This is a genomic window from Brevibacillus sp. TJ4 (assembly GCF_044627595.2).
GTDB lineage: Bacteria > Bacillota > Bacilli > Brevibacillales > Brevibacillaceae > Brevibacillus.
In genome coordinates this window covers 1,817,264-1,843,552 of record NZ_CP185865.1, presented here as the reverse complement: position 1 = coordinate 1,843,552, position 26,289 = coordinate 1,817,264, and the positions used below count along the sequence as shown (strand labels likewise).

General features: G+C 53.3%; 24 protein-coding genes. All 24 read right to left on the bottom strand.

Features of this window, described 5'->3' with window-relative positions; genetic code table 11:
- Nucleotides 1-49: 49 nt before the first annotated feature.
- Nucleotides 50-280 carry a YlzJ-like family protein gene (locus ACAF76_RS09000; protein ID WP_400163035.1) on the bottom strand — a complete coding sequence of 77 codons (231 nt, stop codon included), beginning with the start codon at nt 278-280 and terminating at the stop codon, nt 50-52.
- Nucleotides 277-1,125, bottom strand: coding sequence for a ClpP family protease (locus ACAF76_RS08995; RefSeq protein ID WP_400163034.1), 849 nt, complete (start codon nt 1,123-1,125; stop codon nt 277-279). Before ACAF76_RS08995 ends, ACAF76_RS09000 begins: the two co-directional genes overlap by 4 nt.
- A gap of 129 nt (nt 1,126-1,254) precedes the next feature.
- A complete protein-coding gene (locus ACAF76_RS08990) occupies nt 1,255-2,931 on the bottom strand; it encodes a ribonuclease J (protein ID WP_400163033.1) in 1,677 nt (558 codons plus the stop codon).
- Between the two features lie 148 nt (nt 2,932-3,079).
- The gene (dapA, locus tag ACAF76_RS08985; RefSeq protein WP_400163064.1) at nt 3,080-3,949 is read right to left on the bottom strand and encodes a 4-hydroxy-tetrahydrodipicolinate synthase; all 870 of its coding nucleotides are present in this window, start codon (nt 3,947-3,949) and stop codon (nt 3,080-3,082) included.
- A gap of 52 nt (nt 3,950-4,001) precedes the next feature.
- Nucleotides 4,002-5,228, bottom strand: a complete 1,227-nt coding sequence (dapG, locus tag ACAF76_RS08980) for an aspartate kinase (RefSeq protein ID WP_400163032.1) — start codon at nt 5,226-5,228, stop codon at nt 4,002-4,004.
- A gap of 12 nt (nt 5,229-5,240) precedes the next feature.
- The gene (locus ACAF76_RS08975) at nt 5,241-6,281 is read right to left on the bottom strand and encodes an aspartate-semialdehyde dehydrogenase (protein WP_400163031.1); all 1,041 of its coding nucleotides are present in this window, start codon (nt 6,279-6,281) and stop codon (nt 5,241-5,243) included.
- 57 nt (nt 6,282-6,338) lie between these two features.
- Nucleotides 6,339-6,935 carry a dipicolinate synthase subunit B gene (locus ACAF76_RS08970; protein WP_400163030.1) on the bottom strand — a complete coding sequence of 199 codons (597 nt, stop codon included), beginning with the start codon at nt 6,933-6,935 and terminating at the stop codon, nt 6,339-6,341.
- Nucleotides 6,928-7,830: a dipicolinate synthase subunit DpsA gene (dpsA, locus tag ACAF76_RS08965; RefSeq protein ID WP_400163029.1), complete on the bottom strand. Its 903-nt coding sequence runs from the start codon at nt 7,828-7,830 to the stop codon at nt 6,928-6,930. The genes ACAF76_RS08970 and dpsA overlap by 8 nt, the downstream gene beginning before the upstream one ends.
- A 138-nt stretch (nt 7,831-7,968) precedes the next feature.
- Complete coding sequence (locus ACAF76_RS08960; protein ID WP_400163028.1) at nt 7,969-8,229, bottom strand: YlmC/YmxH family sporulation protein; 261 nt, start codon at nt 8,227-8,229, stop codon at nt 7,969-7,971.
- An 85-nt stretch (nt 8,230-8,314) separates the two neighbouring features.
- Complete coding sequence (locus ACAF76_RS08955) at nt 8,315-9,568, bottom strand: M16 family metallopeptidase (RefSeq protein WP_400163027.1); 1,254 nt, start codon at nt 9,566-9,568, stop codon at nt 8,315-8,317.
- A 101-nt stretch (nt 9,569-9,669) separates the two neighbouring features.
- Nucleotides 9,670-10,641 carry a polysaccharide deacetylase family protein gene (locus tag ACAF76_RS08950; RefSeq protein WP_400163026.1) on the bottom strand — a complete coding sequence of 324 codons (972 nt, stop codon included), beginning with the start codon at nt 10,639-10,641 and terminating at the stop codon, nt 9,670-9,672.
- Between the two features lie 148 nt (nt 10,642-10,789).
- Nucleotides 10,790-12,931 carry a polyribonucleotide nucleotidyltransferase gene (gene pnp, locus ACAF76_RS08945; protein WP_400163025.1) on the bottom strand — a complete coding sequence of 714 codons (2,142 nt, stop codon included), beginning with the start codon at nt 12,929-12,931 and terminating at the stop codon, nt 10,790-10,792.
- A 161-nt stretch (nt 12,932-13,092) separates the two neighbouring features.
- Entirely contained in the window at nt 13,093-13,362 is a 270-nt protein-coding gene (gene rpsO, locus ACAF76_RS08940; protein ID WP_400163024.1) for a 30S ribosomal protein S15, read from the bottom strand.
- 143 nt (nt 13,363-13,505) lie between these two features.
- The gene (locus ACAF76_RS08935) at nt 13,506-14,444 is read right to left on the bottom strand and encodes a bifunctional riboflavin kinase/FAD synthetase (protein WP_400163023.1); all 939 of its coding nucleotides are present in this window, start codon (nt 14,442-14,444) and stop codon (nt 13,506-13,508) included.
- Nucleotides 14,445-14,446: 2 nt separating this feature from the next.
- Nucleotides 14,447-15,373 carry a tRNA pseudouridine(55) synthase TruB gene (truB, locus tag ACAF76_RS08930; protein WP_400163022.1) on the bottom strand — a complete coding sequence of 309 codons (927 nt, stop codon included), beginning with the start codon at nt 15,371-15,373 and terminating at the stop codon, nt 14,447-14,449.
- Entirely contained in the window at nt 15,370-16,359 is a 990-nt protein-coding gene (locus ACAF76_RS08925) for a bifunctional oligoribonuclease/PAP phosphatase NrnA (protein ID WP_400163021.1), read from the bottom strand. The genes truB and ACAF76_RS08925 overlap by 4 nt, the downstream gene beginning before the upstream one ends.
- On the bottom strand, nt 16,349-16,714 hold the full coding sequence (rbfA, locus tag ACAF76_RS08920; RefSeq protein WP_400163020.1) for a 30S ribosome-binding factor RbfA: 366 nt from the start codon (nt 16,712-16,714) through the stop codon (nt 16,349-16,351). Before rbfA ends, ACAF76_RS08925 begins: the two co-directional genes overlap by 11 nt.
- A gap of 25 nt (nt 16,715-16,739) precedes the next feature.
- On the bottom strand, nt 16,740-17,021 hold the full coding sequence (locus ACAF76_RS08915; RefSeq protein ID WP_400163019.1) for a DUF503 domain-containing protein: 282 nt from the start codon (nt 17,019-17,021) through the stop codon (nt 16,740-16,742).
- Complete coding sequence (infB, locus tag ACAF76_RS08910; RefSeq protein ID WP_400163018.1) at nt 17,021-19,558, bottom strand: translation initiation factor IF-2; 2,538 nt, start codon at nt 19,556-19,558, stop codon at nt 17,021-17,023. The genes ACAF76_RS08915 and infB overlap by 1 nt, the downstream gene beginning before the upstream one ends.
- Nucleotides 19,559-19,580: 22 nt before the next feature.
- Nucleotides 19,581-19,880, bottom strand: coding sequence for a YlxQ family RNA-binding protein (locus tag ACAF76_RS08905; RefSeq protein ID WP_400163017.1), 300 nt, complete (start codon nt 19,878-19,880; stop codon nt 19,581-19,583).
- Nucleotides 19,877-20,167, bottom strand: coding sequence for an RNase P modulator RnpM (gene rnpM, locus ACAF76_RS08900; RefSeq protein ID WP_400163016.1), 291 nt, complete (start codon nt 20,165-20,167; stop codon nt 19,877-19,879). The genes ACAF76_RS08905 and rnpM overlap by 4 nt, the downstream gene beginning before the upstream one ends.
- Nucleotides 20,168-20,169: 2 nt before the next feature.
- Nucleotides 20,170-21,261 carry a transcription termination factor NusA gene (gene nusA, locus ACAF76_RS08895; protein ID WP_400163015.1) on the bottom strand — a complete coding sequence of 364 codons (1,092 nt, stop codon included), beginning with the start codon at nt 21,259-21,261 and terminating at the stop codon, nt 20,170-20,172.
- Between the two features lie 43 nt (nt 21,262-21,304).
- Nucleotides 21,305-21,763, bottom strand: a complete 459-nt coding sequence (rimP, locus tag ACAF76_RS08890; protein WP_400163014.1) for a ribosome maturation factor RimP — start codon at nt 21,761-21,763, stop codon at nt 21,305-21,307.
- A gap of 170 nt (nt 21,764-21,933) precedes the next feature.
- Entirely contained in the window at nt 21,934-26,244 is a 4,311-nt protein-coding gene (locus ACAF76_RS08885) for a PolC-type DNA polymerase III (RefSeq protein WP_400163013.1), read from the bottom strand.
- Nucleotides 26,245-26,289 lie beyond the last annotated feature (45 nt).

The following is a 26,289-nucleotide window of genomic DNA, read 5'->3' as shown; positions in this document are numbered from 1 at the left end:
TCGTACACAACTAGTATAACACAGGAAAATCATAGAAATACAGGACTTCTTACGCGAACCCTTGCGGCAGAAAACGCACGATCGTGCCAGGCGCACAATCCGGATTCAAGTAGTCTTGCGGATCGGGACTGATCATCCGGACAATCCTGCCTTCGAACGGACCAGTCTGCTCGATCAGCATCGTCATATGACCATAGGCGATTTCTTTCAACTCCTGCTTCTCCACCTGCTCCATATTGGCCATCACGGTTTCCAACGGCATTACGGTGTGTAAAATCACTGCAGCACCGACTCCCCATTCCGCGATTTTTCGATCAGTTCATTCAGCTTTTGCAAGGCTTTTCCCAGTCCGCCGACTTCGTCAATCAGACCGTACTTCACGGCATCGGCACCGATGACGTTGGTCCCGATGTCCCGAGTCAGCTCACCTGTGCGAAGCATCAGCTCGCGAAACTTTTCTTCGCTGATCTTGGAGTGGCGGGCGATAAAGCTGACGACGCGATCCTGCATTTTGTCGAGGTACTCAAATGTTTGCGGGACGCTGATCACCAAGCCTGTCAGGCGGATCGGATGAATCGTCATCGTCGCCGTCTCGGCAATAAACGAGTAGCTGCCTGCGACAGCGATCGGCACGCCGATGCTATGCCCGCCGCCGAGCACCAGCGTGACGACCGGCTTGGACAGCGACGCTACCATTTCGGCAATCGCCAGACCTGCCTCGACGTCTCCCCCGACTGTGTTCAGGACGACAAGCACGCCTTCAATCTTCTTGTTTTGTTCTGCTGCTACCAGTTGCGGGATAAGATGCTCGTATTTGGTTGTCTTGTTCTGCGGGGGCAGTTGGATATGGCCTTCTACCTGACCGATAATGCTCATGCAATAGATGTTGCTCTCCAGTTGGGGGACGTTGGTTTGCCCCAACTGCGATATGGAATCGAGCAGCTTTTTCTTTTGATCGTCCTGTACTGCGGGGGGTGCTTCCGGTTCTGCAGGAGGCGCGGGTGTCTCCGCAGGCGGGTCCTGTCCCTGAAGCGAGGACAAAAGATCCTGCTTGGTTTCGTTTTGTGCAGGATTGGAAAAAGGCGGCCGATTCAAGAAATTGGAACTTTGGCGGTTTGAATTCATTTTTCTCCCTCACTTTCCTTTGTTAGTATGGATAGCCCGCTGCAAAAAGATGTAAGGGAAGCATCAATCCCGCTCTGCGTCCTGCAAAAAAAACAGCCGAACGCACTCACGTCGTTCGGCTGCTTGTACTTATACCTCCATAATGATGGGAAGGATCATCGGGCGGCGGCGCGTCTGTTCGTACAAATAACGCCCCAGCGCCTCCTTCACATTGTTTTTCAGGGAGGACCATTCATTTACATTTTCTTCCATGCATTTGATAAGTGTTTGGGTCACGATGCGATTTGCTTCGTCCAGCAGTTCCTCGGATTCGCGCACATACACAAATCCGCGTGAAATAATATCTGGGCCTGACAAGATCGTTCCGTTTTGTTTGCTGAGTGTAACGACAACTACCAGTATTCCATCTTGTGAAAGTAATTTGCGGTCGCGCAGGACAATGTTGCCTACGTCCCCGACACCCAGACCGTCAATCAAGACATTGCCTGCCTGCACTCTAGGCCCGTAACGAGCGTTTCCGCCAGAGATTTCCACCGTATCGCCGTTGTCGATCAGGAAGATGTTTTCCTCTGGGACGCCCACTTGTTCGCCGAGCAGCGCATGGCTTTTCAGCATCCGGTATTCCCCGTGAATCGGGATAAAAAACTTTGGTTTCATCAGATTGAGCATCAGGCGCAAATCTTCTTGGCTACCATGGCCGGAGACGTGGACGGTTCCGTTTGGCCCGTGGCCGCCGTAGATTACTTCAGCGCCGATGCGCGAAAGCTGATCAATCGTTCGCGCTACGTATTTTTCATTCCCCGGAATCGGTGTAGCAGCGATGATAACCGTGTCACCAGCGAGGATGTCAATTTTCCGATGGGCGGATCGGGCCATCCTCGTGAGCGCCGACATGGGCTCCCCTTGGCTTCCGGTCGACAAAATGACTACCTGTTCAACAGGCAGCTTGTTGATTTCATCATTGTCCACAATCAGCCCGTCCGGAACAAACAAATACCCCAAATCACGGCTGATGTTGATCACATTTTGCATGCTTCGACCTACGATCGTCACTTTTCGGTTGTAGTGAACGGCAGCGTCGAGCACTTGCTGGATGCGATGGACATTGGATGCAAATGTAGAGACGACGATACGTCCCTCAGCCTTGCTGAATACATCCTTGATGGCGATTCCCACGGAACGCTCGGAACCGGTAAATCCAGGCCGCTCAGCATTGGTACTGTCCGAAAGCAGACAGAGCACACCACGATCACCAATCATCGCCATTTTCGCCAGATCGGCTGTCTGGTTGTTGATTGGCGTTTGATCGAATTTGAAGTCTCCCGTATGGACGATGTAGCCCTCTCGCGTCTCCAGGCAAACCCCGACGCAGTCAGGAATGCTGTGGTTGACACGGAAAAAGGTCGCTTTCATCTGACCCAGTCCGATCTCAGACTCACTATTGATCAAAACGCGCTTCGTCTCGTTTAGGATGCCCGCTTCTTTCAACTTTGCTTCAATCAGTCCAAGGGTAAGCTTGGTAGCATAAACGGGTACATTCAGGTGCTTGAGTACATAAGGAAGTCCTCCAATATGGTCCTCGTGCCCGTGCGTAATGATGATTCCCCGTACCTTGTCGCGATGCTCCTCGAGGTATGTGATGTCCGGAATGACCATATCAATCCCCAGCATTTCCTCTTCGGGGAACTTCAAACCAGCATCAATCACCACGATGTCATCATCGCACTGTACCACGTACATATTCTTCCCAATTTCGCCTACTCCGCCCAGGGCGAAAATGAGAACAGAGTGATTGGACTTTGCCAAAACATGTAACCTCCTATATTTAGTTGTCACCTACACTCAAAAAAACCGCCCCAAATCACTTAGTTTCATTATACCCGAAGTGAAATCGCGAACACAAGAAAAAAGAGCCATTCACGGGGAATGGCTCTCGCCGGCAGAACGCCTGCGATTACAATTGCAGCAAGGAATGGACAAACGTCTTTTCCTCGTCGTTCAGTTCGATCAAAGGCAGGCGAACACCGCCCACATCGATCCCGAGATGGTTCAGCGCTTCTTTTACCGGGCAAGGACTCGGGTATACGAACAGCCCTTCGAATACCGGCACCAGTTTGCGATGCAGCGATGCAGCCCGTGCATGATCTCCCTGGAAATAGGCATTGATCATCTCCTGCATCTCGGTTCCGATGACATGGCTCGCTACGCTGACAACTCCGACACCGCCAATGGAGAGCACCGGCAACGTCAATCCGTCATCTCCACTGTACAGTTCAAAGCCTTCTGGCGCATGTTCGATGATTCTCGCCATCTGCCCCAGATTGCCGGACGCTTCCTTCGTGCACACCACGTTGGGAAGTTGAGCCAAGCGCAGTGTCGTCTCCGCATTCATGTTCACCGCTGTCCGTCCTGGTACGTTGTACAGCATGACAGGCAGATCGGTGGATGTAGCGATTTCCTTGAAATGCGCGTACAGGCCTTCCTGCGACGGACGGCTGTAGTATGGCGAAACCAGCATCACGGCGTCGACGCCGATTTTTTGCACTTCCTGGGTGAACTCGATGCTTTGCGCAGTATTGTTGCTGCCCGTTCCGGCAATGATGTGGCATTTGCCTTTGGCGTACGATACCACATGGCGGAACAGCTCCAGCTTCTCGGCGCCGGACAAAGTCGGCGATTCTCCCGTCGTCCCGCTGACTACGATTCCTTCGCTGCCTGTAGCCAGCAGATGATCAATCAGCCGTTCCGTTTTTTCAAAGTCAATCTGCTTTTGTTCGTTAAATGGCGTTACCATTGCGGTAACCAGTCGGCCAAAACGTGCCACTGCCTCTCCATCTCCTCTGTTCATAATCCGATGGTCTGCTCTTCCCTGATGTCTACAACTGGTGAGAGTGTAGATGAAATTGTTGGTGCAGGGCACGAACTGCCCTCACCATATCCGATTCATGCACCAATACCCAGATCGTCGTATGGGAATCAGCAGACTGCAAAATTGGAATGTCCGCCTGTGTCAAAGCCTCCACGATTTGTGCCATGACACCGGGAACGCCGGTCATTCCTGCTCCGATCACCGACACCTTGGCACAATGCGGGAGCAATTGCGGCTCGTAGCCCATTTCCAGCAACAGCTTCGCTGCTTTATCTCCCAGTTCATCATGGACGGTATAGGCGACGCCAAGTGGGTTCACGTTGATGAAATCCACACTGATATTGTTTGTCGCCATCGCCTTAAATACCTGCAATTGCGTATCATATTCACCGTCTTTGTTTGCTACCTTGATCTGCGTTATGTTGGGCACGTGGGCGATTCCCATGACGACGCGATCGTGCACGGTATAGCCCATCTTATCTGCTTCCACCATCGTAGTGACAAGTGTCCCGGGGTCGTCCGAAAACGTGGAGCGGACGCGTATCGGCACATTTGCCTGCATGGCAATTTCCACTGCACGGGGATGAATGACTTTGGCACCGAGGTGGGCCATGTTGCAAATCTCCGTATAGGTGACCGCGGAAAGCGGCTGCGCTTCCTCGACAATCCGCGGATCTGCCGTCATAATGCCATTTACGTCAGTAAAAATGTCAACCATTTCTGCCTTCAACGCGACTCCCAGTGCGGTCGCCGTCGTATCGCTTCCACCTCGGCCCAGCGTCGTAATTTCCCATTCGGCTGTCCTGCCCTGAAAACCGGGCACGATCACCACGTTGCCCTTTTGCAATTCGCTGTGAATACGGCTAGGGTCAATCGATACAATCTGGGCATTGGTGAAGTCATCGCTGGTGACGATATTTGCCTGACCACCGGTTAATACTGTAGCTTGAATCCCGCGCGCGTGCAGCATGCTGCACATCACGCTGGCGGATATAATCTCTCCGGTATGCATCAGCATATCGGTTTCTCTGTTTGGTAAATGGTTTCCGTTGTCCCGGATCAGTTGCAACAGGGTGTCCGTAGCGTAAGGATCGCCTTTGCGTCCCATCGCCGAGACGACGACGACGAGGGAATAGTCCTCGTCGAGCGCCTTTTCAATATGGTAGATTGCCCGCATCCGGCAATCTTCCGTCGTTAAGGAAGAACCGCCGAATTTCTGGACGAGAATCTTCAATGAACCTCTCCCCTATGCTCGAGCTTTGATGAGTTCTTCCGCGATTTGCACAGTGTTCCAGGCAGCACCTTTCAACAGGTTGTCGGAAACGATCCACATGTGCAAGCCGCGGGGATGATGGAGGTCACGCCGTACCCGCCCGACAAAGACCTCCAGCTTTCCTGTCGCGTCCGTAGCCAGCGGGTATTTTTGCTCTTCTGGAACGTCTACCAGCACAACGCCTGGCGCTTTTTCCAAGAGCGCTTTTACTTCGCCGAGATCGTAGTCGTCTTTCAGCTCTACATATACAGACTCGCTGTGCCCGTAGACGACCGGAATACGGACGCAAGTAGCAGAAACCAGTACCTGGTCATCTGCGAAGATTTTTTTCGTTTCGTTGATCATTTTCATCTCTTCGTACGTAAAGCCATTGTCCGTGAACACGTCGATTTGCGGAATGGCATTAAACGCAATCTGGTGATGGACGGGGAGTTTGCTTACCGGCAGTACGTTGCAGGTAGGCTCCTTGCCATCCAACACCTCGCGACTTTGATCCATCAGTTCGTTGATTGCCGATTGACCGGCACCTGATACAGCCTGATAGGTCGAGACGATGATGCGATCGATTCCGTAGCGGTCGTACAAAGGTTTCAGAGCGGCTACCATCTGAATCGTAGAGCAGTTCGGGTTGGCAATGATCCCCTTGTGGGCGAGCGCAGCATCCATGTTTACTTCCGGAACGACCAGCGGAACCTCTGGGTCCATCCGAAACGCACTCGTATTGTCGATCACCACTGCGCCGTGTCGGACAGCATGATGCGCCAGCTCCTTGCTGACACTGCCGCCTGCGCTGAAAAGGGCAAAATCGACACCGGAAAAACTGTCCGGAGTTGCCTCCTCAATCACGACCTCTGCTCCCTTAAACAGTACGGTTTTGCCTGCAGAACGGCCAGAAGCAAGCAGCTTCAATTGTTTCACCGGGAAGTTGCGCTCTTCCAAAATTTTGATCATTTGCTGTCCCACAGCGCCAGTCGCGCCAACTACCGCTACCGTATACATCTGTTGGTTCGCCATCTCTTACTCTCCTCCTACTCGCCAATAACGGGTATCGTATTTTTTTCTCTAGCTATTTTAATAGTTAAATCGCTCGATGAGCAAGGGTTGCAATTGCTTTCCCTCCAAAGCTGCCACGCACGTCTCTATTAAAAGATCCATGCGCGCGACGAGAGAATTGGGCTTTTTGTCAGGAGCGTCCTGGCCAAACGGGACGAAGTAAATGTTTTTCGCTGCCAAAAGCTTAGCAATATTGGCAGCATTCAATCCCAAACCATCATTCGTGGAAATGGCGATCACGACCGGGCGCAAGTTGCGCATCGTCGCCTTCGCTGCCATCAGCACAGGGCTGTCCGTAATCGCATTGGCAAGCCTGCTGGTTGTACTGCCTGTGCACGGAGCAATCAGCATCGCGTCCAGCAGCTTCGATGGCCCCAACGGCTCCGCCTCGGGGATTGTGGAGATCAACTCCTCGCCAGTGATCTGCTTGATCTGCTCCTGCCAGCTTGCCGATGTCCCGAATCTGGTGTCAGTCGTCATAATTGTCTGCGAGACAATCGGTATCACGCGTGCGCCTTCATCGATAAAACGCTGGATTTGCGGCATCGTCTCCTCCAGCGTGCAGTGGGATCCAGACAAACCGAATCCAATGGTTTTTCCCTGCAGTTTACCCATGCTGATTCCCCCTGGATATCGTTTGCTCCGCGATGAGACGGGACAATGTTTGAGCCAAAATTTGTCCTGCCGATTTGGGTGCGACAATGCCAGGAAGTCCGGGTGCGAGAAGTGCCTTAATCCCTCGTCTCTGTGCATAGCGGAAATCTGTGCCCCCTGGTTTGGAGGCGAGATCAAGTATAAACGCTGTCTGCGGCATCTGCGCGATTACTTCTGCCGTCAGCACGAGTGATGGTATGGTATTAAAAATGAAATCCGCATTCGTCACTTGTTGCCTTATTTCGCTAATATGGAAGGGAGTCAATCCCATCTCATAAATGCGCGCCAAGTGTTCCTGACGCCTTGCCCCTACTCTCACGCGCGCTCCCAGGGCATGAAGGACACGAGCCATAGAAAGACCTGTACGGCCCAGTCCCAACACGATGGATTGCGATCCGTGAATCGTGATATCTGTATGTTGAATCGCCATCATCAAGGCTCCCTCCGCTGTCGGGATGGAGTTGTATATGGCTACGTCGTCACGATCCAGCAACTCTACCAGCGAAATCTGCTCAGCAGACGTCAAGGTGCGCAGGTAAGGTTTGGCCATTCCTGTATAGACAACACAATGTTTCTTCAAGCAGGCAATGTGCTCCACTTGCAGTTGAAGCTGCTTGGAGCAAAAGATGCTTTCCACGAAACCATTGTCATCTGTACCAACAATGGGCAGGATGAGGGCATCCGCGTCTTTCAACACATCGCATGTTAATGGTCTCTTCGTTGCCCCTGTAAAATTGCTTTCCAGGTTATCGAAGCCGATTAACGTAACGGTCGCGTCAAGTTGTATGCAGCGTTTGACAACTTCCAACTGACGCGCGTCTCCGCCAATAAAGGCAACATGTATGCCCGTTAGCATGCTGCGTTCCCCTTTCCACACATTTTACTGCATTAAACAAACGAAAGGCAAAAGTTTTTTCACATACAAAACAGGATAAACAACACAGCGTTCTAACCCCAATCTATTCGCTGACAGATTGTTAGGTGACACTACCGGTTACGTTTGCGGAGCTTGTTCCTGCCGCTGATGCACCTGGATGATGACCATGTCCGATCCGATTTTCACGATGGCGCTCCACGGGATCACGATGTCCTCCCGTTTTTTCCCCAAGCCGAAAAATCCGCCCGCCGGCAAAATAATGGACTCGATCTGCCCCGTTTCGGGATTGATGACCAGATCGGAATCCCCGATCACGCCCATCCGTTCTCCCGTATCCAGTCCGATGATCTCTTTTCCGCCCAGTTGGCTCAAACGCATCCGTACCACTCCCTGTCCGTTTGGTTTACTGTTGATATACGCAAAAAAACCCGGCCTATGCCGGGTTTTTGGTCTTGCCGCTCGATTACAGCAAGATGTCGTTCTTTACGTTTGCGGGAAAGCTCTCCAGCGGACTGACCATCGCCAGGGCCAGCTTCTGGCGGAAAAGCTGCTGTGCGACTGCCCGTACCGACTCGTGGCTGACGCTGTCGATCTTGGAAATGACTTCATCAAGGCTGAGGTGGCGTTTGAGCAGCAATTCATTTTTTCCCAGGCGGCTCATGCGGCTGCTGGTGCTCTCCAGGCTCAGCATCAGGCTTCCCTTCAACTGCTCCTTGCCTTTGTTCAGCTCTTTGTCGGTAATGCCGTTATCCGCGACATCGCGCAGCAGGTTGGAGACGATGTCAAACACTTGGCTGACTTGCTCAGGCGCCGTTCCTGTATAGATCGTGAACGTCCCTGTCTCCTTGTATGCGGAGTGATAGGAGTACACCGAGTAGGCAAGCCCGCGTTCCTCGCGAATCTCCTGGAAGAGCCGCGAGCTCATGCTGCCACCGAGTACGTTGTTGAGCAGCGTGAGCGAGTAGGAATCTTCGTGTCCTACAGGCAATCCGGGCAGAGAGAAGCAGATGTGGGCCTGTTCAGTCGTTTTCTGGTGGGCGATGCTTCCTGCGAGAAAAGCGGGCGCTTGCACGACCGTATCCTGACGCGTGCTCGGATAAGCCGAAAAGCGTTTTTTGATCTCCTCAGTCAGCGCGTCGTCGAAGTTGCCCGCCACGGAAATGACAGTATTGACTGGAAGGTAGCGCTGCTCAATATACTGCAGCAAATCGTCACGCTTGAGGCTGCGCAGCACGTCTTCTGTTCCCAAAATGGAGTAGCCCAGCGGATGGTCGCCGTAGCTGGCACGCGCAATCAAATCGTGGACGAGATCGTCTGGTGTATCATCGTACATGCCGATTTCTTCGATGACGACGTTTTTCTCTTTCTCCAGCTCGCCGCTGTCAAAGACGGAGTTGAAAAACATATCGGAAAGCACGTCGAGAGCAATCGGTGCGTGCTGGTCCAGCACTCTCGCGTAGTAACAAGTGTACTCCTTCGAGGTAAACGCATTCACATTGCCGCCGATTTCATCAAATGTTTCTGCAATTTCCTTGGCAGACCGCGTTTGCGTCCCTTTGAAAAACATGTGTTCGAGAAAATGGGAGATCCCGTTGTTTTGTTCATTTTCATATTTGGAACCGGTCCCTACCCATATGCCGATCGCCACGGAACGAACGGACGGAATTTTTTCCGTGACGATTCTCAGACCGTTTTCACACGTATGTCGTTGTATCACAAAGATCCTCCTTGGTGCCCTACTCTTTCTCTCTGCGCAGGGGAAGTCATTAGACACGATTAACTATAGCAAACTTCATGTTGCACCACAACAAACGGATGCTAGGGAAGTCTGCTGCTGGAGATGACCTGAGAGACAGTAGTGGGGACCAGACCTTTTTGTTTGGCGAGGGTCAGCAATTGGTCGAGGCTCTTCTCCGATGCCGCGGTCGGGTGCATCAATACAAGCACACCATTATCCATCAGCTTGCTGATTTTGGCGATCACTTTCTCTGGCGGCGGCTTCATCCAGTCCACCGTATCGGCTGTCCACAGGATCGTTTTCATGCCGTACGAGGAATGGGCGATGTCCACGACGCGTTGGCTAAATGAGCCGGATGGGGGCGCAAACAGCGCTGGCTTGACTCCCGTCGTCTGCTCGATGATCGCTTGCGTGCGGCTGATTTCCTGGTGGATGCGCTCTACCCCGAGGTGCTTCATGTCCGGGTGGGAATAGGCGTGATTGCCCAGCTCATGGCCGCGCTGGACGATTTTTTTCGCTTCTTCCGGATTTCGTTTGACCCACGAGCCGTCGAGAAAGAACGTCGTCTTCACCTGATGCTTGTCAAAGGTGTCCAGCATGGAATCCAGATATTCGTTGCCCCAGGCGACATTGACCATAAAGGAAATGGCCGGCTTTTTCGGGTTTCCCCGATAGATCGGATGCGCCCCCAACTCTTCTAGCGCAACGGCAGGAGGCACTTCCCGCATGACGAGATGCTCCGGCCCCGGCGTTTTCGCCGCCTTCATCTTCGCCAGCGTGGCCTCGATGTCCACCTCGAGTCCATTGTAGCCAGGCACGGCTTTCCAGACCCTGTCCAGCTTGGCGTTGATCGGCTGCTCCTCCTTCTCTGCTCTCCATTTTTCAATTTGCGCCAGCCACTCATCCCGCTCACCCAACGGGACTGCGACCGGTAGCGCTTCCTTGTTTTTTACGGTGTTTACATAGTGTGTCACCGGCTTCCAATTGGTGACAAAGACGAACAAAACCGCACAGCATATGGCAAACAACAGCCTTCTCCTGCCCGTTTTCATGTACCTCCAGCCTCCTTACGCACTCGAACAAGTCCTTCTTTGTCCAATTTATGAAAGGAGGGGAACACTTAGGACGACTACAGGCAAAAAGAAAAAAGCTTCTGTAACACGAAGCTTTCTTCGCGTGACGAAGCCTTTTGTCTGTCGTTTATTCGGCTTTTGCAGGAGCGGTTTGCTGTGCTGCTGCTTTTTCCTTGAGCACCGCTTTACGGGAGAGATTGATTCGTCCTTGGTCGTCGATTTCCGTTACTTTCACTTCAATCTTATCCCCGATGGAGACGACGTCTTCCGTCTTCGCCACACGCTCTTCCGCCAGTTGGGAAATATGGCACAGTCCTTCCTTGCCAGCGAACAATTCGATAAATGCGCCGTACTTCTCGACGCGTTTCACGGTACCGAGGTAGGTTTGTCCAACTGCAACTTCACGCACGAGATCTTCGATGATCTGCTTGGCGCGCAGGTTTGCCTGCTGGTCAACCGATGCGATAAAGACGCGTCCATCTTGTTCGATGTCGATCTTCACGCCGGTTTCCTCGATGATCTTGTTGATTACGCGGCCTTGTGGTCCGATGACATCGCGAATCTTGTCCGGGTTGATCGTCATGGTCATGATCTTCGGTGCAAATGGAGACAGTTCGTTGCGCGGCTCGGACAAGGTGCCGAGCATGTGCTTGAGGATTTGCATGCGTCCCTCGCGCGCTTGCTCCAGTGCCAGCTCCAGCACTTCCCGGTTGATTCCGGCAATCTTGATGTCCATCTGGATGGCGGTTACGCCTTTTTCCGTACCTGCTACCTTGAAGTCCATGTCGCCCAGGTGGTCTTCCATGCCCTGGATGTCGGTCAAAATCGAGAAGCTCTTCTCGTCTTTGCTCATAATCAGACCCATGGCAATCCCTGCGACCGGAGCCTTGATCGGAACCCCTGCGTCCATCAAAGCCAGTACGCTGGCGCAAATGGATGCCTGGGAAGTGGAACCGTTAGACTCGATGACTTCAGAGACGAGACGAATCGTATACGGGAAGTCGACTTCGCTCGGAATAATCGGTTCAATCGCACGTTCACCCAACGCCCCGTGGCCAATCTCACGTCTGCCTGGCGGTCGCAGCGGACGCGCCTCACCCACGCTGTACGGTGGGAAGTTGTAGTGGTGCATGAAACGCTTGGACTCTTCCAGACCAAGTCCGTCGAGAATTTGCACGTCTCCGAGCGGACCGAGTGTGCACACGCTCAACGCCTGTGTCTGTCCGCGCGTAAACATCGCAGACCCGTGCGTACGAGCCAAGATGCCAACTTCGCTGGAGAGCGGGCGGATTTCGTTCAAAGCCCGTCCATCCGGGCGGATTTTTTCCTCTGTAATCAGACGGCGGACCTCATCCTTGACGATGTTGCCCAGCACTTCGTCGATCATTTTTTCCTGCTGTGCGTAGCTTTCCGCATCCAGTGCCGCAAAATGCTCCTTCGTCTCTGCCTTGATCGCGTCAATGGCATCGTAACGAGCTTGCTTTTCTTCGATGCGAATCGCTTCTTTCAGCCGCGCTTCGGCATACTCGCGAACAGCCTGGTCTACAGTCGGATCTACTTCATGCAGGACGACCTGCATTTTTTCCTTGCCGATCTCGGCGACGATCTGGTTCTGGAATTCAATCAGTCGCTTGATCTCATCGTGTCCGGTCATAATCGCTTCCAGCATGACTTCTTCAGGCACCTGATCGGCCCCTGCTTCCACCATGTTGATCGCTTTGTGCGTACCGGCTACGACCAGATGAATATCGCTTTTTTCCGCTTGAGCCACTGTCGGGTTGATGATGAACTTTCCATCTACCCGGCCAACGATTACGCCGGCAATCGGCCCCTGGAACGGAATTTCCGATACGCTCAAAGCAGCGGACGTTCCGATCATCGCGGCAATTTCCGGTGAGCAATCCTGATCTACGGAAAGCACGGTATTGACGATCTGTACTTCGTTACGAAAGCCTTCTGCGAACAGAGGACGAACCGGGCGGTCAATCAAGCGGCTGGCAAGAATTGCTTTTTCGCTTGGACGTCCCTCTCTTTTGATAAAGCCGCCGGGAATTTTCCCGACTGCGTAGAGTCGCTCCTCATAGTTTACGGTAAGCGGGAAGAAATCAAGTGCTTTTGCTTCCTTCGAGACCGTCACTGCAGACAGGATTGCCGTATCTCCGTACCGAACCAACACCGATCCCTGCGCTTGTTTCGCCATTTTGCCAAACTCAAGCGTCAGTTTTCGGCCTGCCAGTTCGTATTCATATGTACGGTATTGTTGCTCCATGTTGCTAGCAGTCCTCCTTATCGACAATGTGCATTCTACACTTTGTTTTCTACTTATATGTATTATTTCCTGCCCTGTTTAAAATTAAATGGGCGAAGGGTGACTCCCTTTTGTGGGTATTAGAAAAAGCGGGATAAAACCCGCTTTTTACAAGACGCTGATTAGCGACGCAGACCCAGACGGTCTACAAGAGAACGATAACGCTGCACGTCAGTTTCTCTCAAGTATGTCAACAGGTTACGACGTTGACCTACCATCTTCAACAAACCGCGACGGCTGTGATGATCCTTCTTGTGCGTGCGCAAATGATCGTTCAGGTTGTTGATGTTTTCGGTCAGGATAGCGATTTGTACTTCCGGCGAACCGGTGTCGTTCTCATGCGTACGGAACTCTTGAATCAGTTGCGTTTTACGCTCTTGAGTCAATGCCATCGTGACTCACCTCCTCATTTTATATCCCGTTAGCCGAGTCTGCCGTCGGTGAGCAATCGGACAGCCAAGCTACGGTTTCTGTACAACAGTATGGATTATAGCATACCCACCTGCAAAAAGCAAAATGAAAAGTGGGGGCATTGCTAGATTCTCGCAAATCGCTGTTTCGCCGTTTGCACATCTTTTTGAATTTGGGCGATCAGCGCATCGACGCCGGCGAATTTCTGCTCTTCCCGGAGGTAGAAAAGAAATTCGACTTCAACTTCTTTGCCATATATCTCATCGGAGAAGTCAAACAGGTGTACTTCCAGCGACTTCTCTTTTTTCTCCAGTTCAAAGGTAGGCTTGATCCCTACGTTCATCACACCGTGATAGACAGCCTGATCGACCTTGAAGCGCACGCCGTACACGCCGTTTTTGCCGATCAAATACGGTGCTGACACGGAGATGTTTGCCGTCGGAAAGCCGATCGTCCTGCCACGTTTGTCGCCGTGGACGACAGTGCCTCTGACCTTGTATGACCGTCCGAGAAGCTGTTGCGTCTGTTCCACATCGCCATTGAGCAGGTACTCGCGGATAATCGTGCTGCTTACTTTTTCGCCGAGCCGGTTTACCGGACCGATCACGTCTACCTCATAACGTCCTTTGCTCAACTCTTGCAAGGTGGCAGCCGTTCCCATGCCACGGTGGCCAAACGTGTAGTCAAAGCCGACGACCACATGGCGGCAGGAGAGGGGCAACAGACATTCTTCCACGAAATCCTCCGGGTAGACAGCAGCGAGGGAAATATCGAACTTCATCACATAGGTAATGTCCACACCCAATTTTTCAAACTGTTCCAGCTTGTCGGCAAGCGGAGTCAGATAACGGGTATAACCGCTCTTCCCCAATACCTCGCGGGGATGGGGATCAAAGGTCAAAACCGTGCTTTGCCAGCCGTTTGCTTTGGCGATGTCTATCGCCTTCTGGATGACCCGTCGATGTCCGAGGTGGACACCGTCGAAATAGCCCAAAGCAATCACGCCGGGAGAAGCGTGCACTACTTCTTCTGGAAGTGGGTAATGCAAGGAAATCGTCTTCACAGCTACACCTCGGAAGGAAAGACTTTTTCTGCTTTGGCGAAGAGCCCTTTGTCACCTCGGTATACGCGATGGATACCGAGTAACCGCTCGCCCGAAAACAGGCAAACCAGGCTCCCTTCCTGCAGGTCCACTCCTGGCAGTGCAGTGGGCAGACCGTTCTGCACAGCCTTGACCCGCTCCTCTTTTACCTGATAGGACGGCAAAAAGGAGACTGCTTCTTCAATGGACAGGAGCAATGGAGCAAGATCGTTGCCATGTGCCGCCCGTTCTTCGAGTTGTTCCAGCGGGATGGCATCCTGTTCGGTAAATGGGCCGCTTTTCGTCCGCCGAAGCAGCTTCATATGGGCAGGATACCCCAGCGCTTGCCCCAGGTCAACACATAACGTCCGCATGTAGGTGCCTTTTGAACAAGTGCAGGTGAAACGAACATCCACCATCTGCTCCTCAAAGGAGATGCTTACGAGCGCCAGTTCGTAGATCGTCACCCGGCGGCTCTGCCTTTCAATGACAACACCTTCCCGGGCCAATTCGTACAGCCGCTTTCCGTTCACCTTGACGGCCGAATACATCGGCGGGACTTGTTCAATCTCGCCGACAAACGAAGCGAATGCTTCCCTCACGCGCTCTTCCGTGATTGCTCCTGGCTCTACGTCTTTTCGCTCGACTACGTCTCCGGTCGCATCCTCGGTAGTCGTCGCATAGCCGATCCGCATCACGACGTCATAGCTCTTGGGCAGCTCCTGCAAATACTCTACAAGGCGGGTGCCGTGGCCGAGGCAAATGGGAAGCACGCCGGTTACTTCCGGATCGAGCGTTCCCGTATGCCCTGCCTTTTTCGTCTTGAACAAGCGGCGAATCCGGGCGACGCAATCATGCGAGGTCATACCCGCCGGCTTGTCGACGACGAGAACGCCGTTCACATTACTCATTGCTGTTCACTCCCCAAAGCCCGCTCCACTGTTCGGAATACTTGCTCTTGCACCGCGCTCATCTCGCCGCGCATGGTACAACCTGCCGCTTTGGCATGACCGCCGCCGCCCAGCTCTTTGGCAATTGCCGAGACGTCCACACGGTCGCGAGCGCGCATGCTCACTTTGACGATCCCTTTCTCTGCTTCGACGAATGAGATTCCTACTTCGACGCCTTCGATATTGCGGCAGTAGTTCACCAATCCACCAGCGTCCTCGCGCTCAGCTCCGGCTTCGGCAAAATCCTCCGGCACGACGGTAATCGAAGCGATCTGGCCATCGTGGGACAGCGTCAATGTCTGCAAGGCGCGACGGAGAATTTTGACATGGGCGTATGTGATTTCCTCCAGGCAGCGCTCTGCGACCTCTCCAGGGCTTACGCCAAACGAAAGCAGCTTGGAGGCGATTTCCAGCACGCGCGGGGAAGTGTTCGAGTAGCGAAAACCTCCTGTGTCTGTCAACAAGCCTGTGTAGATGCACAAGGCGAGCTCCTGGGTAAAGGCGATTCCCGCCGCCTCCGCAAGCTCGAACAAAATTTCCGCCGTCGCCGCTGCATCTGTCCGGATCAGGTTGATCGTGCCGAACAGGTCGTTGGTCGGGTGGTGGTCGATATTGAGCACTGCGGCTTGTGGCGCAAAGTATGGGGCAACCTGTCCCATTCGCGAGCGGTCGGCACAGTCTACGGCAATGACCGCTTCAAAGGTTTCTTCCAACGGCTCCCGCGCAAGGTCGCGCAGCCGGTCGAAACGCGGCAAAAAGGAGAACTTTTCCGGTGTCTCCCCTTCGTTTGCCACTATGTATGATTTTCCCAGCTGTTCCAGCATCAATGCGACGGCCAGGGCTGAACCCGTCGCATCTCCATCCGGATTGACGTGTGACAGTACGAGGAAGCGGTCGTGTTCAGCCATGAACCGTGCCGCTTCCATTACCCCATTCTTATCGATCATCGGTTTTGTCTCCTTCGCTGGAGATTTCCCGCAGGATGTTCTCGATTTTGCTGCCGTATGTGATGGATTCATCCAGTTTAAAGACAAAGTCGGGAATGTGGCGCAGCTTTACGCGCTTGCCAATTTCCGTCCGCAAATACCCCTTTGCCTTTTGCAATCCGGCCAATGATGCACTGCGCTCTTCCTCACTGCCAAAGATGCTCACGTACACTTTCGCCAACTGCAGGTCGCTCGTTACTTCGACATCTGTTACGGTGACAAAGCCGATGCGCGGGTCCTTTAAACCACGCTGCAACAGTACGCTCAGTTCTTTCTTGATCTCTTCCCCTACGCGGCTCATTCTTGTTTTGTTCATTGTTCTCTCACCTCCGTCAGCCTTCCTACTCGTAGTATTCCGTCTCTGCGTGGATCAACTCCACACCGGGTTGGATTTCCACCAGACGGATGGCAGCTTGCAGCTCGTTTTGCAAAAAAGAGATCTCATTAGCAACGGCAGCGATCCCGATGACGGTTCGCTGCCACTGCTCCTGATAAGCCACCTCTGCCACGGAGAGATTGAATCTGCTCCGCAGCTTGCCAATGATGCTTTTGACGATGGCCCGTTTCTCTTTCAAATTTTGGCATGCGGGCAAAAACAGCTCAATCCGCGCACCTGCTACCATTATTGTTTCACTTCAACCATTACGAAGGCTTCGATCACGTCGCCCACCTTGATGTCCTGGAAGCGTTCCAGGGTCAGACCGCACTCGTAGCCGGCAGCGACATCTTTGGCGTCATCCTTGAAGCGCTTGAGTGTGTCCAGCTTGCCTTCGTAGATGACGATCCCTTCGCGAATCAGGCGAGCACCGGCATCGCGGCTCAGTTTTCCTTCGGTTACATAGCAGCCCGCGATGTTTCCGATCTTGGATACTTTGAACACCTCGCGAATTTCTGCCTGGCCGATGATGTTTTCTTTATAGACAGGATCCAGCATGCCTTTCAGTGCTTGCTCGATCTCTTCGATTACGGTGTAAATGACGCGGTGCAGGCGAATGTCGATCTTCTCCTGCTCAGCCATATTGCGGGCATTTGGCTCCGGACGCACGTTGAAGCCGATAATGATCGCATTGGAAGCATTCGCCAGGGTGACGTCGGACTCGGTAATCGCCCCTACGCCAGTGTGGATGATCTTCACACGTGTACCGTTGACGTCGATTTTTTCCAGTGCGCCGCGCAGTGCTTCCACGGAACCTTGAACGTCTGCCTTGACAATCAGGTTCAGCTCTTTTACATCGCCTTCCTGGATTTGCTGGAACAGATCGTCAAGCGATACGCGGGCATTGCCTCTGCGCTCGGACTCGCGCTGCTTGGCGGCACGCGCTTCCCCGATCGCACGCGCTTTTTTCTCGTCTTCGAAGACGATGAACGGATCGCCTGCCTGCGGCACATCGTTGAGCCCTGTGATCTCAACCGGTGTGGAAGGACCTGCTTCTTTCAGGCGGCGGCCCTTGTCGTTTACCATCGCGCGGACGCGGCCATAGGCGGAACCGACGACGATCGGATCACCGACACGAAGCGTACCGTGCTGTACGAGGATGGTCGCAACCGGACCGCGGCCTTTGTCCAGCTCGGCCTCGACAACCGTACCACGTGCCCGTTTCTCAGGGTTGGCCTTCAACTCCTGCACTTCCGCTACGAGCAGGATGTACTCGAGCAACTCTTCGATACCTGTACGCTGTTTTGCCGAAATCGGGCAGAAAATCGTGTCGCCGCCCCATTCCTCGGAGACCAGTTCGTACTCTGTCAGCTCTTGCTTGATGCGATCGATGTTGGCTTCCGGTTTGTCTACCTTGTTGACAGCGACGATGATCGGCACGCCAGCCGCTTTGGCATGGCTGATCGCCTCGATCGTCTGCGGCATCACGCCGTCATCTGCGGCGACTACCAGAATAGTGATGTCGGTTATTTGCGCACCGCGAGCGCGCATCGTCGTAAAGGCAGCGTGACCAGGAGTGTCCAGGAAAGTGATCTTCTTGCCTTTGGTCTCTACCTGATAAGCACCGATGTGCTGGGTGATGCCCCCTGCTTCCCCTGCTACGACATTGGTGGAGCGGATGGCGTCCAACAGCGTGGTTTTCCCGTGGTCAACGTGACCCATGATCGTTACGACTGGCGGGCGCTCAACCAATTTGTCTGGATCGTCGACTTCTTCCAGTGTTTCGAAATTGGTTTCGTCAATGATGATTTTTTCTTCAACCTCGACGTTGTACTCCGCGCAGATCAGTTCGATCGCCTCGCGCTCCAGGTATTGATTGATCGTAGCCATAATACCCAGGTTGAACAGCTTTTTGATGACTTCCGCCGGTTCGCGGCGAAGTTTGACGGCCAGTTCATTTACCGTCAGCGTTTCCGTGAAGGTAATTTTTGTCGGTGGTTCCAATACCGGACGAGGCTGTGGCTGATGTCCGCGGTTGTTGTTGCGGCGATTGTTGTGGTTGCGGTTGCCGCCGCCACGGAAAGACGTGTTTTTCTTGCTGTCTTCAAACGTCTTTTTGGTCGGCGGAGCCTTTTTGATTTTTTCGCGCTTCTCCAGTCCGACGTTAGACGGAAGTTTTACCTTGTCTTCGAACTCGTCGCCTGTGCGCGCCCCTGTTGCGGGTGCAGGTGCACTGGATTGGTTGGGTGCCTTTTGCTGCGGACGTTGGCCTTGTGGGCGGTTTTGATTTTGGGGACGTTGCTGACTGTTCCCTTGCGGCTTTCGGTCGTTCTGTTTCGCTGGTTGACTTGTCATATTGTTTGGTTTTCTCTCCTGATTCTTTGCCTGATTTTTTCCTTCATGGCGCTGTGCATCGGAGCGGCTTCCCCCGTTGTTGCTGCCTGGACGGTTGTTGCCCTGTCCATTGCCTCCCCGATCGCGATCCCCGGTGCGTCCCTGACCTGTTGCCTGCTGTGGTCGAGACGGCTGTCCTTTTCCTTCCGTACGGCGGGAATCGCCTGCGCTATCCGGTCTCGGCCTTGACTCGGCCGTCTGCGCTGCGCGCTGCTCCGGCTTGGCACCGGAACGCAATTTTGCCATATGGTCTTCGATCTTTTTGATCGTTGATTCTTCCAAGATACTCATATGATTTGCAACTTCAATGTTCAATCGCTTTAGCAAATTGAGGATTTCTTTACTGCTCATGTTGTGTTGTTTGGCATATTCATACACACGTGTCTTCAAATGTACTTCACCCTTTCGTCAATTAGGTGAGCAGACGCTGAATGCTTTCCGCCAACTTCCCATCCGTTACCGCCACGGTTACTCGCCCATCTTTTCCGATTGCGTGCCCCAGTGTATATCGGTCTGACGTGGTCACACATGAAACACCGTAATAGGAACATTTGTCCCGCATTTTTTTGGCGGTATTCTCCGATGCATCCGACGCGAGCAACACCAGTCGGGCCTGACCGTTGCGAACAGCCTGCAGAACCATTTCCTCTCCGGTAACAACTTTTCTCGCTCGCATTGCCATGCCGAGCATTTGCGCAGCTTTGGGCGTCATCCACCCATCATCTCCATCCACTTTTCGCGAAAAGCGTCGTACTTTTCTTGTGAAATGGGAATATTCAAAGCGCGTTCCAGCACTTTCTTCCATTTTCCCGATGCGAACGCATCCGGTTTCAAACAGCTTTCCTGCCGGCATACATAGGTACCGCGTCCGGCAGCCTTGCCCGTCAGATCGATAACAATCTCTTCATCCGGTGTTCGGACTACGCGGATCAATTCCTTTTTCGGAAACATTTCCTGGCACACAATGCATTTACGCAAAGGGATTTTTTTTTGCTTCATGGCTATTCGTTGACCGCTCCTTCATCGCCTTCCGCTACTTTCGGATAGTCGATGCCTTCTTGATCAGCCTGCGATTCGCTCTTGATGTCAATCTTCCAGCCTGTCAGCTTGGCGGCAAGGCGCGCGTTTTGACCGCGTTTGCCAATCGCCAGGGACAACTGGTAATCCGGCACGATGACGCGGGTTACTTTTTCCACCGCGTTTACTTCCACGTGAAGCACCTTGGCCGGACTCAACGCATTGGCTACATATTCAGCCGGGTCTTCAGACCAGCGGACAATATCAATTTTCTCGCCCTTCAGCTCGGTGACGATCGTCTGTACGCGCATTCCCTTCGGCCCGACGCAAGCACCTACCGGATCTACGTCAGGGTTGACCGAGTGAACGGCGATTTTGGAGCGATCTCCGGCTTCGCGCGCGACAGACTTGATTTCTACTACGCCGTCGTAAATCTCCGGCACTTCCAGTTCAAACAAGCGCTTCAGCAAGCCTGGATGCGTCCGGGAAACGACGATCTGCGGACCCTTCGTGGTCTTTTCCACCTTGATGATGTAGGCTTTGACGCGATCTTGTGGCTTGAATTCCTCCACCGGCATTTTTTCCGTAAGCGGCATGACAGCTTCGGCCTTGCCCAGATCGATATAGTAGTTGCGGGCATCCATGCGCTGGACGACACCGGTAACGATGTCGTCTTCGCGCTCGATGAATTCACTGTAGATGAGGCCCCGCTCCGCTTCGCGAATGCGCTGGGTGACGACCTGCTTGGCCGTTTGCGCAGCGATGCGTCCGAAGTCGCGTGGAGTTACCTCGATTTCCACAATGTCGTCCATGCGGAAATTCGGGTCTAGCTCCTGTGCCGCCTCCAGTGAAATTTCCAGTCGTGGATCGAGCACCTCTTCCACTACATTTTTACGTGCAAACACGCGTACCAGCCCGGTATGGCGATTTACATCCACGCGCACATTTTGGGCTGAGTTGAAGTTCCGTTTGTATCCAGAGATGAGTGCCGCCTCGATGGCCTCAATCAAAATGTCTTTGGAGATGCCTTTTTCTCTCTCAATGGCCTCTAATGCCTCGATAAAATCGCCGTTCATGACTTTTGTTGCCTCCTCCTTTACTACCACCAACCCAGACTATTTAAAAGACAATTGCCATACGGGCCGTGTCAATTTGTTCTTGGGAAATCACATACGTTTTTTTCGCTTCCTTGACCGTCAGCTTGCCGTCTTCAAAGGAAAGCAGTTCGCCTTCGATCACGCTTGCGCCGTCAATTGGCTCCTTGGTCGTAAGATGTACGTGCTTCCCGATTGCTTTGCGAAAATCTTTTTCGTTGCGCAATGGGCGCTCCGCCCCCGGCGAGGAGACCTCCAGGAAGTACGCGGTAGGAATCGGGTCCACCTCATCAAGTTTCTGGCTCAGTCTCTCACTTACAAGGCTGCAGTCATCGATGTCGATGCTGCCGGCTTCGTTGTCGATGAACACGCGCAGAAACCAGTTGCTGCCTTCTTTCTTGTACTCGATGTCCACCAGTTCCAATCCCATCTCGGTGAGTATGGGCGTGACCAGTTCGCTGACAATGTCCGTAACCTTGCTCAAGCAAGTACCTCCTTATCATGTGAAGCATAAGGTTTAGCCAGAAAGAAAGAGTGGGTTTCCCCACTCTCCATCAGCCATGCGTATAAAACCAGTATTTCCAAAAAAATTATAGCATAACAGCCCTTCACTGACAACCTTTGGATACGAAGCTCGCTTGGCTGCAGCCCGCATCAGAACAAAGAGAGCTGGTTGGACTCGGGCAGCCCATTGAGCGCACCTTGCTCTTCGAGGTAATCGAGGATTGTTTTGGAAATGCGCGAGCGGGACAGCAGGTCTTCCTTGGACAAAAACTCGCCTTCTTCGCGCGCCTTGACGATGCTGATCGCAGCGTTGGTGCCAAGGCCCGGCAGAGCATTGAACGGGGCGATCAAGGAATTGCCTTCGATCAAAAAGCGGGTCGCATCCGATTTGTACAGGTCGACATTGGCAAAGGTAAATCCGCGCTCCACCATTTCCAGCGCCATCTCCAGCACCGTCAGCAGCGCCTTTTCCTTCGGCTGTGCGTCATGCCCCTTGCTTTCGATCTCTTCAATACGCTGTCTGATCGCAGCAGACCCTTTGACCATCAGCGGGATGTCGAAATCATCGGCGCGCACCGTAAAGTAGGTCGCGTAAAACTCCAGTGGGTAGTGCACCTTGAAATAGGCAATCCGCACCGCCATCATAACGTATGCCGTGGCGTGCGCTTTTGGGAACATGTACTTGATCCGTTGGCAAGATTCGATGTACCAGTCGGGGACGTTGTTTTTGCGCATCTCTTCCTGGTCCTCCTCCGGGACACCCTTCCCTTTCCTCACCGACTCCATGATTTTAAACGCGCGAGATGGCTCCAGCCCCTTGTAGATCAGGTACACCATGATGTCGTCGCGGCACCCGATTACTTCCGACAGTTTGCAGATTCCGTTGCGGATCAAGTCCTGGGCGTTGTTCAGCCAGACGTCCGTACCGTGGGAGAGGCCGGAAATCTGCACCAGCTCGGCAAAGGTCGTAGGCTTCGTGTCTTCCAGCATTTGCCGGACAAATTTCGTTCCAAATTCCGGAATACCCAATGTCCCCATGTTGGTGCGAATCTGCTCCGGCGTCACACCCAGCGCTTCGGTCGAGCTGAAGATCGACATCGTCTTCTTGTCATCCAGAGGGATCGTCTTCGGATCGATATTGGTCAAGTCTTGCAGCATGCGAATGACGGTCGGGTCGTCGTGCCCGAGGATATCCAGCTTCAGCAGGTTGTCATGGATCGAGTGGAAGTCAAAATGGGTCGTGCGCCACTCCGATTCATTGTCGTCTGCCGGATACTGGATCGGGCAAAAATCTTCAATTTCCATATAGTCCGGTACGACGATAATGCCGCCCGGGTGCTGTCCGGTCGTCCGCTTTACCCCGGTGCAGCCTTGCACCAGACGGGCGATTTCCGCGTTGCGCAAGGTCAGGCCGCGCTCGTCGGCATACTTGCGGACGTAGCCGTACGCTGTTTTTTCCGCCACCGTTCCGATCGTTCCGGCACGGTAGACGTAATCCGCTCCGAAAAGTTCTTGCGTGTACTTATGCGCCCGCGGCTGGTAATCACCAGAGAAGTTCAAGTCAATATCCGGCACCTTGTCTCCCTTGAAGCCGAGGAACGTCTCGAACGGGATGTCTTGTCCATCCTTAGCCAGCCGGGTGCCGCATTTCGGGCAGTCCTTGTCCGGCAAGTCAAAACCGGAGGCGATGGAACCGTCCGTAATAAACTCGCTGTGCTTACATTCCGGGCAGCGATAATGCGGCGGCAGCGGATTGACTTCGGTAATTTCGGACATCGTCGCCACGAAGGAGGAGCCGACCGAACCCCGGGAACCGACGAGATAGCCGTCGATCAGCGACTTGGTCACGAGCCGTTGCGAAATCAGGTAAATAACCCCAAAACCGTGTGTGATGATACTGTTCAGCTCTTTTTCCAGTCGTTTTTCCACCAGCTCTGGCAGCGGATCGCCGTAGAGGAACTTCGCCTTGTCGTAGCACATCTGCCGCAGCTCGTCGTCTGCCCCTTCGATGATCGGCGTGTACAGCTTGTCCGGAATCGGGCTGACATCCTCGATCATCTCTGCGATTGCATTTGTATTTTCCACGACGATCTCATGCGCCGTCTCTTCTCCCAAAAAGGAAAAGGCTTCAAGCATTTCATCTGTCGTGTGCAGGTAAAGCGGCGGCTGGTCTCCTGCCGTCGGGTCCCCTTTTGAGAGCAGAAACACGTCGCGGAATATGGCGTCCTGCGGATTCAGAAAATGCACGTCTCCCGTAGCGACTACAGGCTTGCCCAGCTCCTTGCCCAGCTTGACGATCTTGCGGTGGTAGTCTTTCATCGTCTCCAGGGAAGGAATTTCTTCATTGCGCAGCAGCGGTGAATACTGCGCGACCGGCTGCAGCTCCAGGTAGTCGTAGTAGTCGGCGATCTGTTTCAAGTCTTCCGGCGATTTTCCGCGCAAAATTCCTTGCATCAGCTCGCCTTCCTTGCACGCTGTCCCGATCAGCAGCCCGTCCCGATACTTGTTGAGCTGGCTGCGCGGAATTCGCGGCCACCGGTAAAACGTCTCCACGTGGGAGCGGCTCACCAGCTTGTACAAGTTTTTCAACCCCTGCTTGTTTTTAACCAGAATCGTGGCGTGAAAAGGGCGGCTGCTCTTGTAATCCGCTTCTGCGTTGCTCCGTTCATTCAGTTCCATCAACGTATGGATTTGCGCTTCCCGGATGTCCTTCAAGATATGCTGGAAGACGTGGGCCAGCGCTACCGTATCGTCCAAAGCGCGGTGGGCATTGATCAGCTCGACGTTGAACTTCTTCGCCAGCGTGCCCAGACGGTAGTTGCGCATGCCTTTGTACATCATCCGTGCCAGCGGCAAAGTGTCGAGAAACGGATTGCTCCACGGCTCCATGCCGATCCGCTTGGCACATGCGTTGATAAACGCTTTGTCAAACTCGGCGTTGTGAGCGACCATCACGGCGTTGCCAGCGAAATCCTTGAACTTGCGCAGGACGACATCGAGCGTTTCCTGCCCGCGCAGCATGTCGTTGGTAATCCCGGTAATTTCCGTCGTTTTCGGACCGATCTCCAACTGTGGATCGATCAGTTGCGTCCACTGGTCGACGATTTCTGATCCTTTCATCTTGACCGCGGCAATCTCGATTATCGTATGCTCGGTAGCGTTCAACCCCGTCGTCTCCGTATCGAACACAACGTACTCGGTATTCTCGTCAATCGGCATGTTGTTTTCGGGCGTCAGCCCGTAGACGATGTCGATGCCGTCCTCGACGACGTACGCCTCCATCCCGAGGATGCATTTGATGTTGTTTTTTTTCGCCATCGAGTAAGCCTCGGGAAAAGCCTGGACCACGCCGTGATCGGTGATCGCAATGGCAGGATGGCCCCATTTGGCTGCCGTCGAGACAAGCGATTTTACCGACGCGACTGCGTCCATTGCACTCATCGGAGTATGACAGTGAAGTTCGACCCTTTTTTGCGGAGCGCTGTCCCTGCGGGCGACTTGCTCGATCTGGTTGAGGTCGTTGGCGTTCATTACCAGTTCACGGATGAATGTATCGTGCTGTACGCTTCCTCGTACCTTGACCCACATGCCGTCTTTGAGCGCTTCCAGCATTTTGACATCTTCCTTGTCGCGGGAAAAGATTTTCACAGTCAAGGAATCGGTGTAATCGGTAATGTGGAAGGTCAACAGATGACGGCCACTGCGCAGTTCCTTGATCTCGGCGTTGAACACCATACCCTGAATGGCTACGCGGCGCTCTTCTTCCTGAATTTGGACGATCGGAATCGGATCATCCTTGATTTCGTAGCCGATGAGCAGGCGCGTAATTGCTTCAGCCCCATCGCTTGCCTTGTTTTCTTTCTCCTGCTGGACTGCCGTCATCACGACTTCCACCAGCGCCCGTTCTTCTTCTTCGCGCTGTTCGGCAAACGCCTTGTACGCGTCCTCGTTTTCTTCGGCGTGGAACGTAAAACGCGGATTGCAATCAGTCATTTGCTGAAAAAGCGCGGCAAGCTCCTGGTCGGCCTGCTTTCGCTTGGCCATCTCCACCGTCATTTCCGTCGGCACGTATACTTTTACTTCGCCGCTCGCGACCTGCTTTCTCGCTCCGCGCAGCGTTGCTGCCAGCGAGTTGAGCTTTGCTTCCGCGCGCCCGAGCAGCAAGTCCCAGTATTCGTCTACGACCTGCTCTACCACAGGCTTTTGCTGGTAGCGAAAATGCGCATCGACCACAGCAAGATGGGAAAAGGTAGCGTGAAGCCGTTGCATGTACGCCTGAAAAACATGTACCGGCAAGAGTGCGGGCAGTGTAAAGTGAAACACCCATTTTTTGTTTTGTTTGTACAGCTCCAATTTATCGATTTGTCCGTCAGCGAAAAAATGCTCCACCCAATCAGCGGGCATCTCCATTTGCTTCATTAACAAGGAAAATCGTTGTTTTTGTTCATGTGTCCGGTCCACGGTATACCCACCTTCCATAAACAAGAAAAGGGTACCCCCCGCTCA

Excerpts from the sequence above, each read along its gene's own strand:
- ACAF76_RS08995 (WP_400163034.1), bottom strand. The coding sequence starts at position 1,125 with ATGAATTCAAACCGCCAAAGTTCCAATTTCTTGAATCGGCCGCCTTTT.
- ACAF76_RS08975 (WP_400163031.1), bottom strand. The coding sequence starts at position 6,281 with ATGGCGAACCAACAGATGTATACGGTAGCGGTAGTTGGCGCGACTGGC.
- ACAF76_RS08970 (WP_400163030.1), bottom strand. The coding sequence starts at position 6,935 with ATGGGTAAACTGCAGGGAAAAACCATTGGATTCGGTTTGTCTGGATCC.
- dpsA (WP_400163029.1), bottom strand. The coding sequence starts at position 7,830 with ATGCTAACGGGCATACATGTTGCCTTTATTGGCGGAGACGCGCGTCAG.
- ACAF76_RS08960 (WP_400163028.1), bottom strand. The coding sequence starts at position 8,229 with ATGCGTTTGAGCCAACTGGGCGGAAAAGAGATCATCGGACTGGATACG.
- ACAF76_RS08950 (WP_400163026.1), bottom strand. The coding sequence starts at position 10,641 with ATGAAAACGGGCAGGAGAAGGCTGTTGTTTGCCATATGCTGTGCGGTT.
- pnp (WP_400163025.1), bottom strand. The coding sequence starts at position 12,931 with ATGGAGCAACAATACCGTACATATGAATACGAACTGGCAGGCCGAAAA.
- rpsO (WP_400163024.1), bottom strand. The coding sequence starts at position 13,362 with ATGGCATTGACTCAAGAGCGTAAAACGCAACTGATTCAAGAGTTCCGT.
- truB (WP_400163022.1), bottom strand. The coding sequence starts at position 15,373 with ATGAGTAATGTGAACGGCGTTCTCGTCGTCGACAAGCCGGCGGGTATG.
- ACAF76_RS08925 (WP_400163021.1), bottom strand. The coding sequence starts at position 16,359 with ATGATCGATAAGAATGGGGTAATGGAAGCGGCACGGTTCATGGCTGAA.
- rbfA (WP_400163020.1), bottom strand. The coding sequence starts at position 16,714 with ATGAACAAAACAAGAATGAGCCGCGTAGGGGAAGAGATCAAGAAAGAA.
- ACAF76_RS08915 (WP_400163019.1), bottom strand. The coding sequence starts at position 17,021 with ATGGTAGCAGGTGCGCGGATTGAGCTGTTTTTGCCCGCATGCCAAAAT.
- ACAF76_RS08905 (WP_400163017.1), bottom strand. The coding sequence starts at position 19,880 with ATGACGCCCAAAGCTGCGCAAATGCTCGGCATGGCAATGCGAGCGAGA.
- rnpM (WP_400163016.1), bottom strand. The coding sequence starts at position 20,167 with ATGAAGCAAAAAAAAATCCCTTTGCGTAAATGCATTGTGTGCCAGGAA.
- nusA (WP_400163015.1), bottom strand. The coding sequence starts at position 21,261 with ATGAACGGCGATTTTATCGAGGCATTAGAGGCCATTGAGAGAGAAAAA.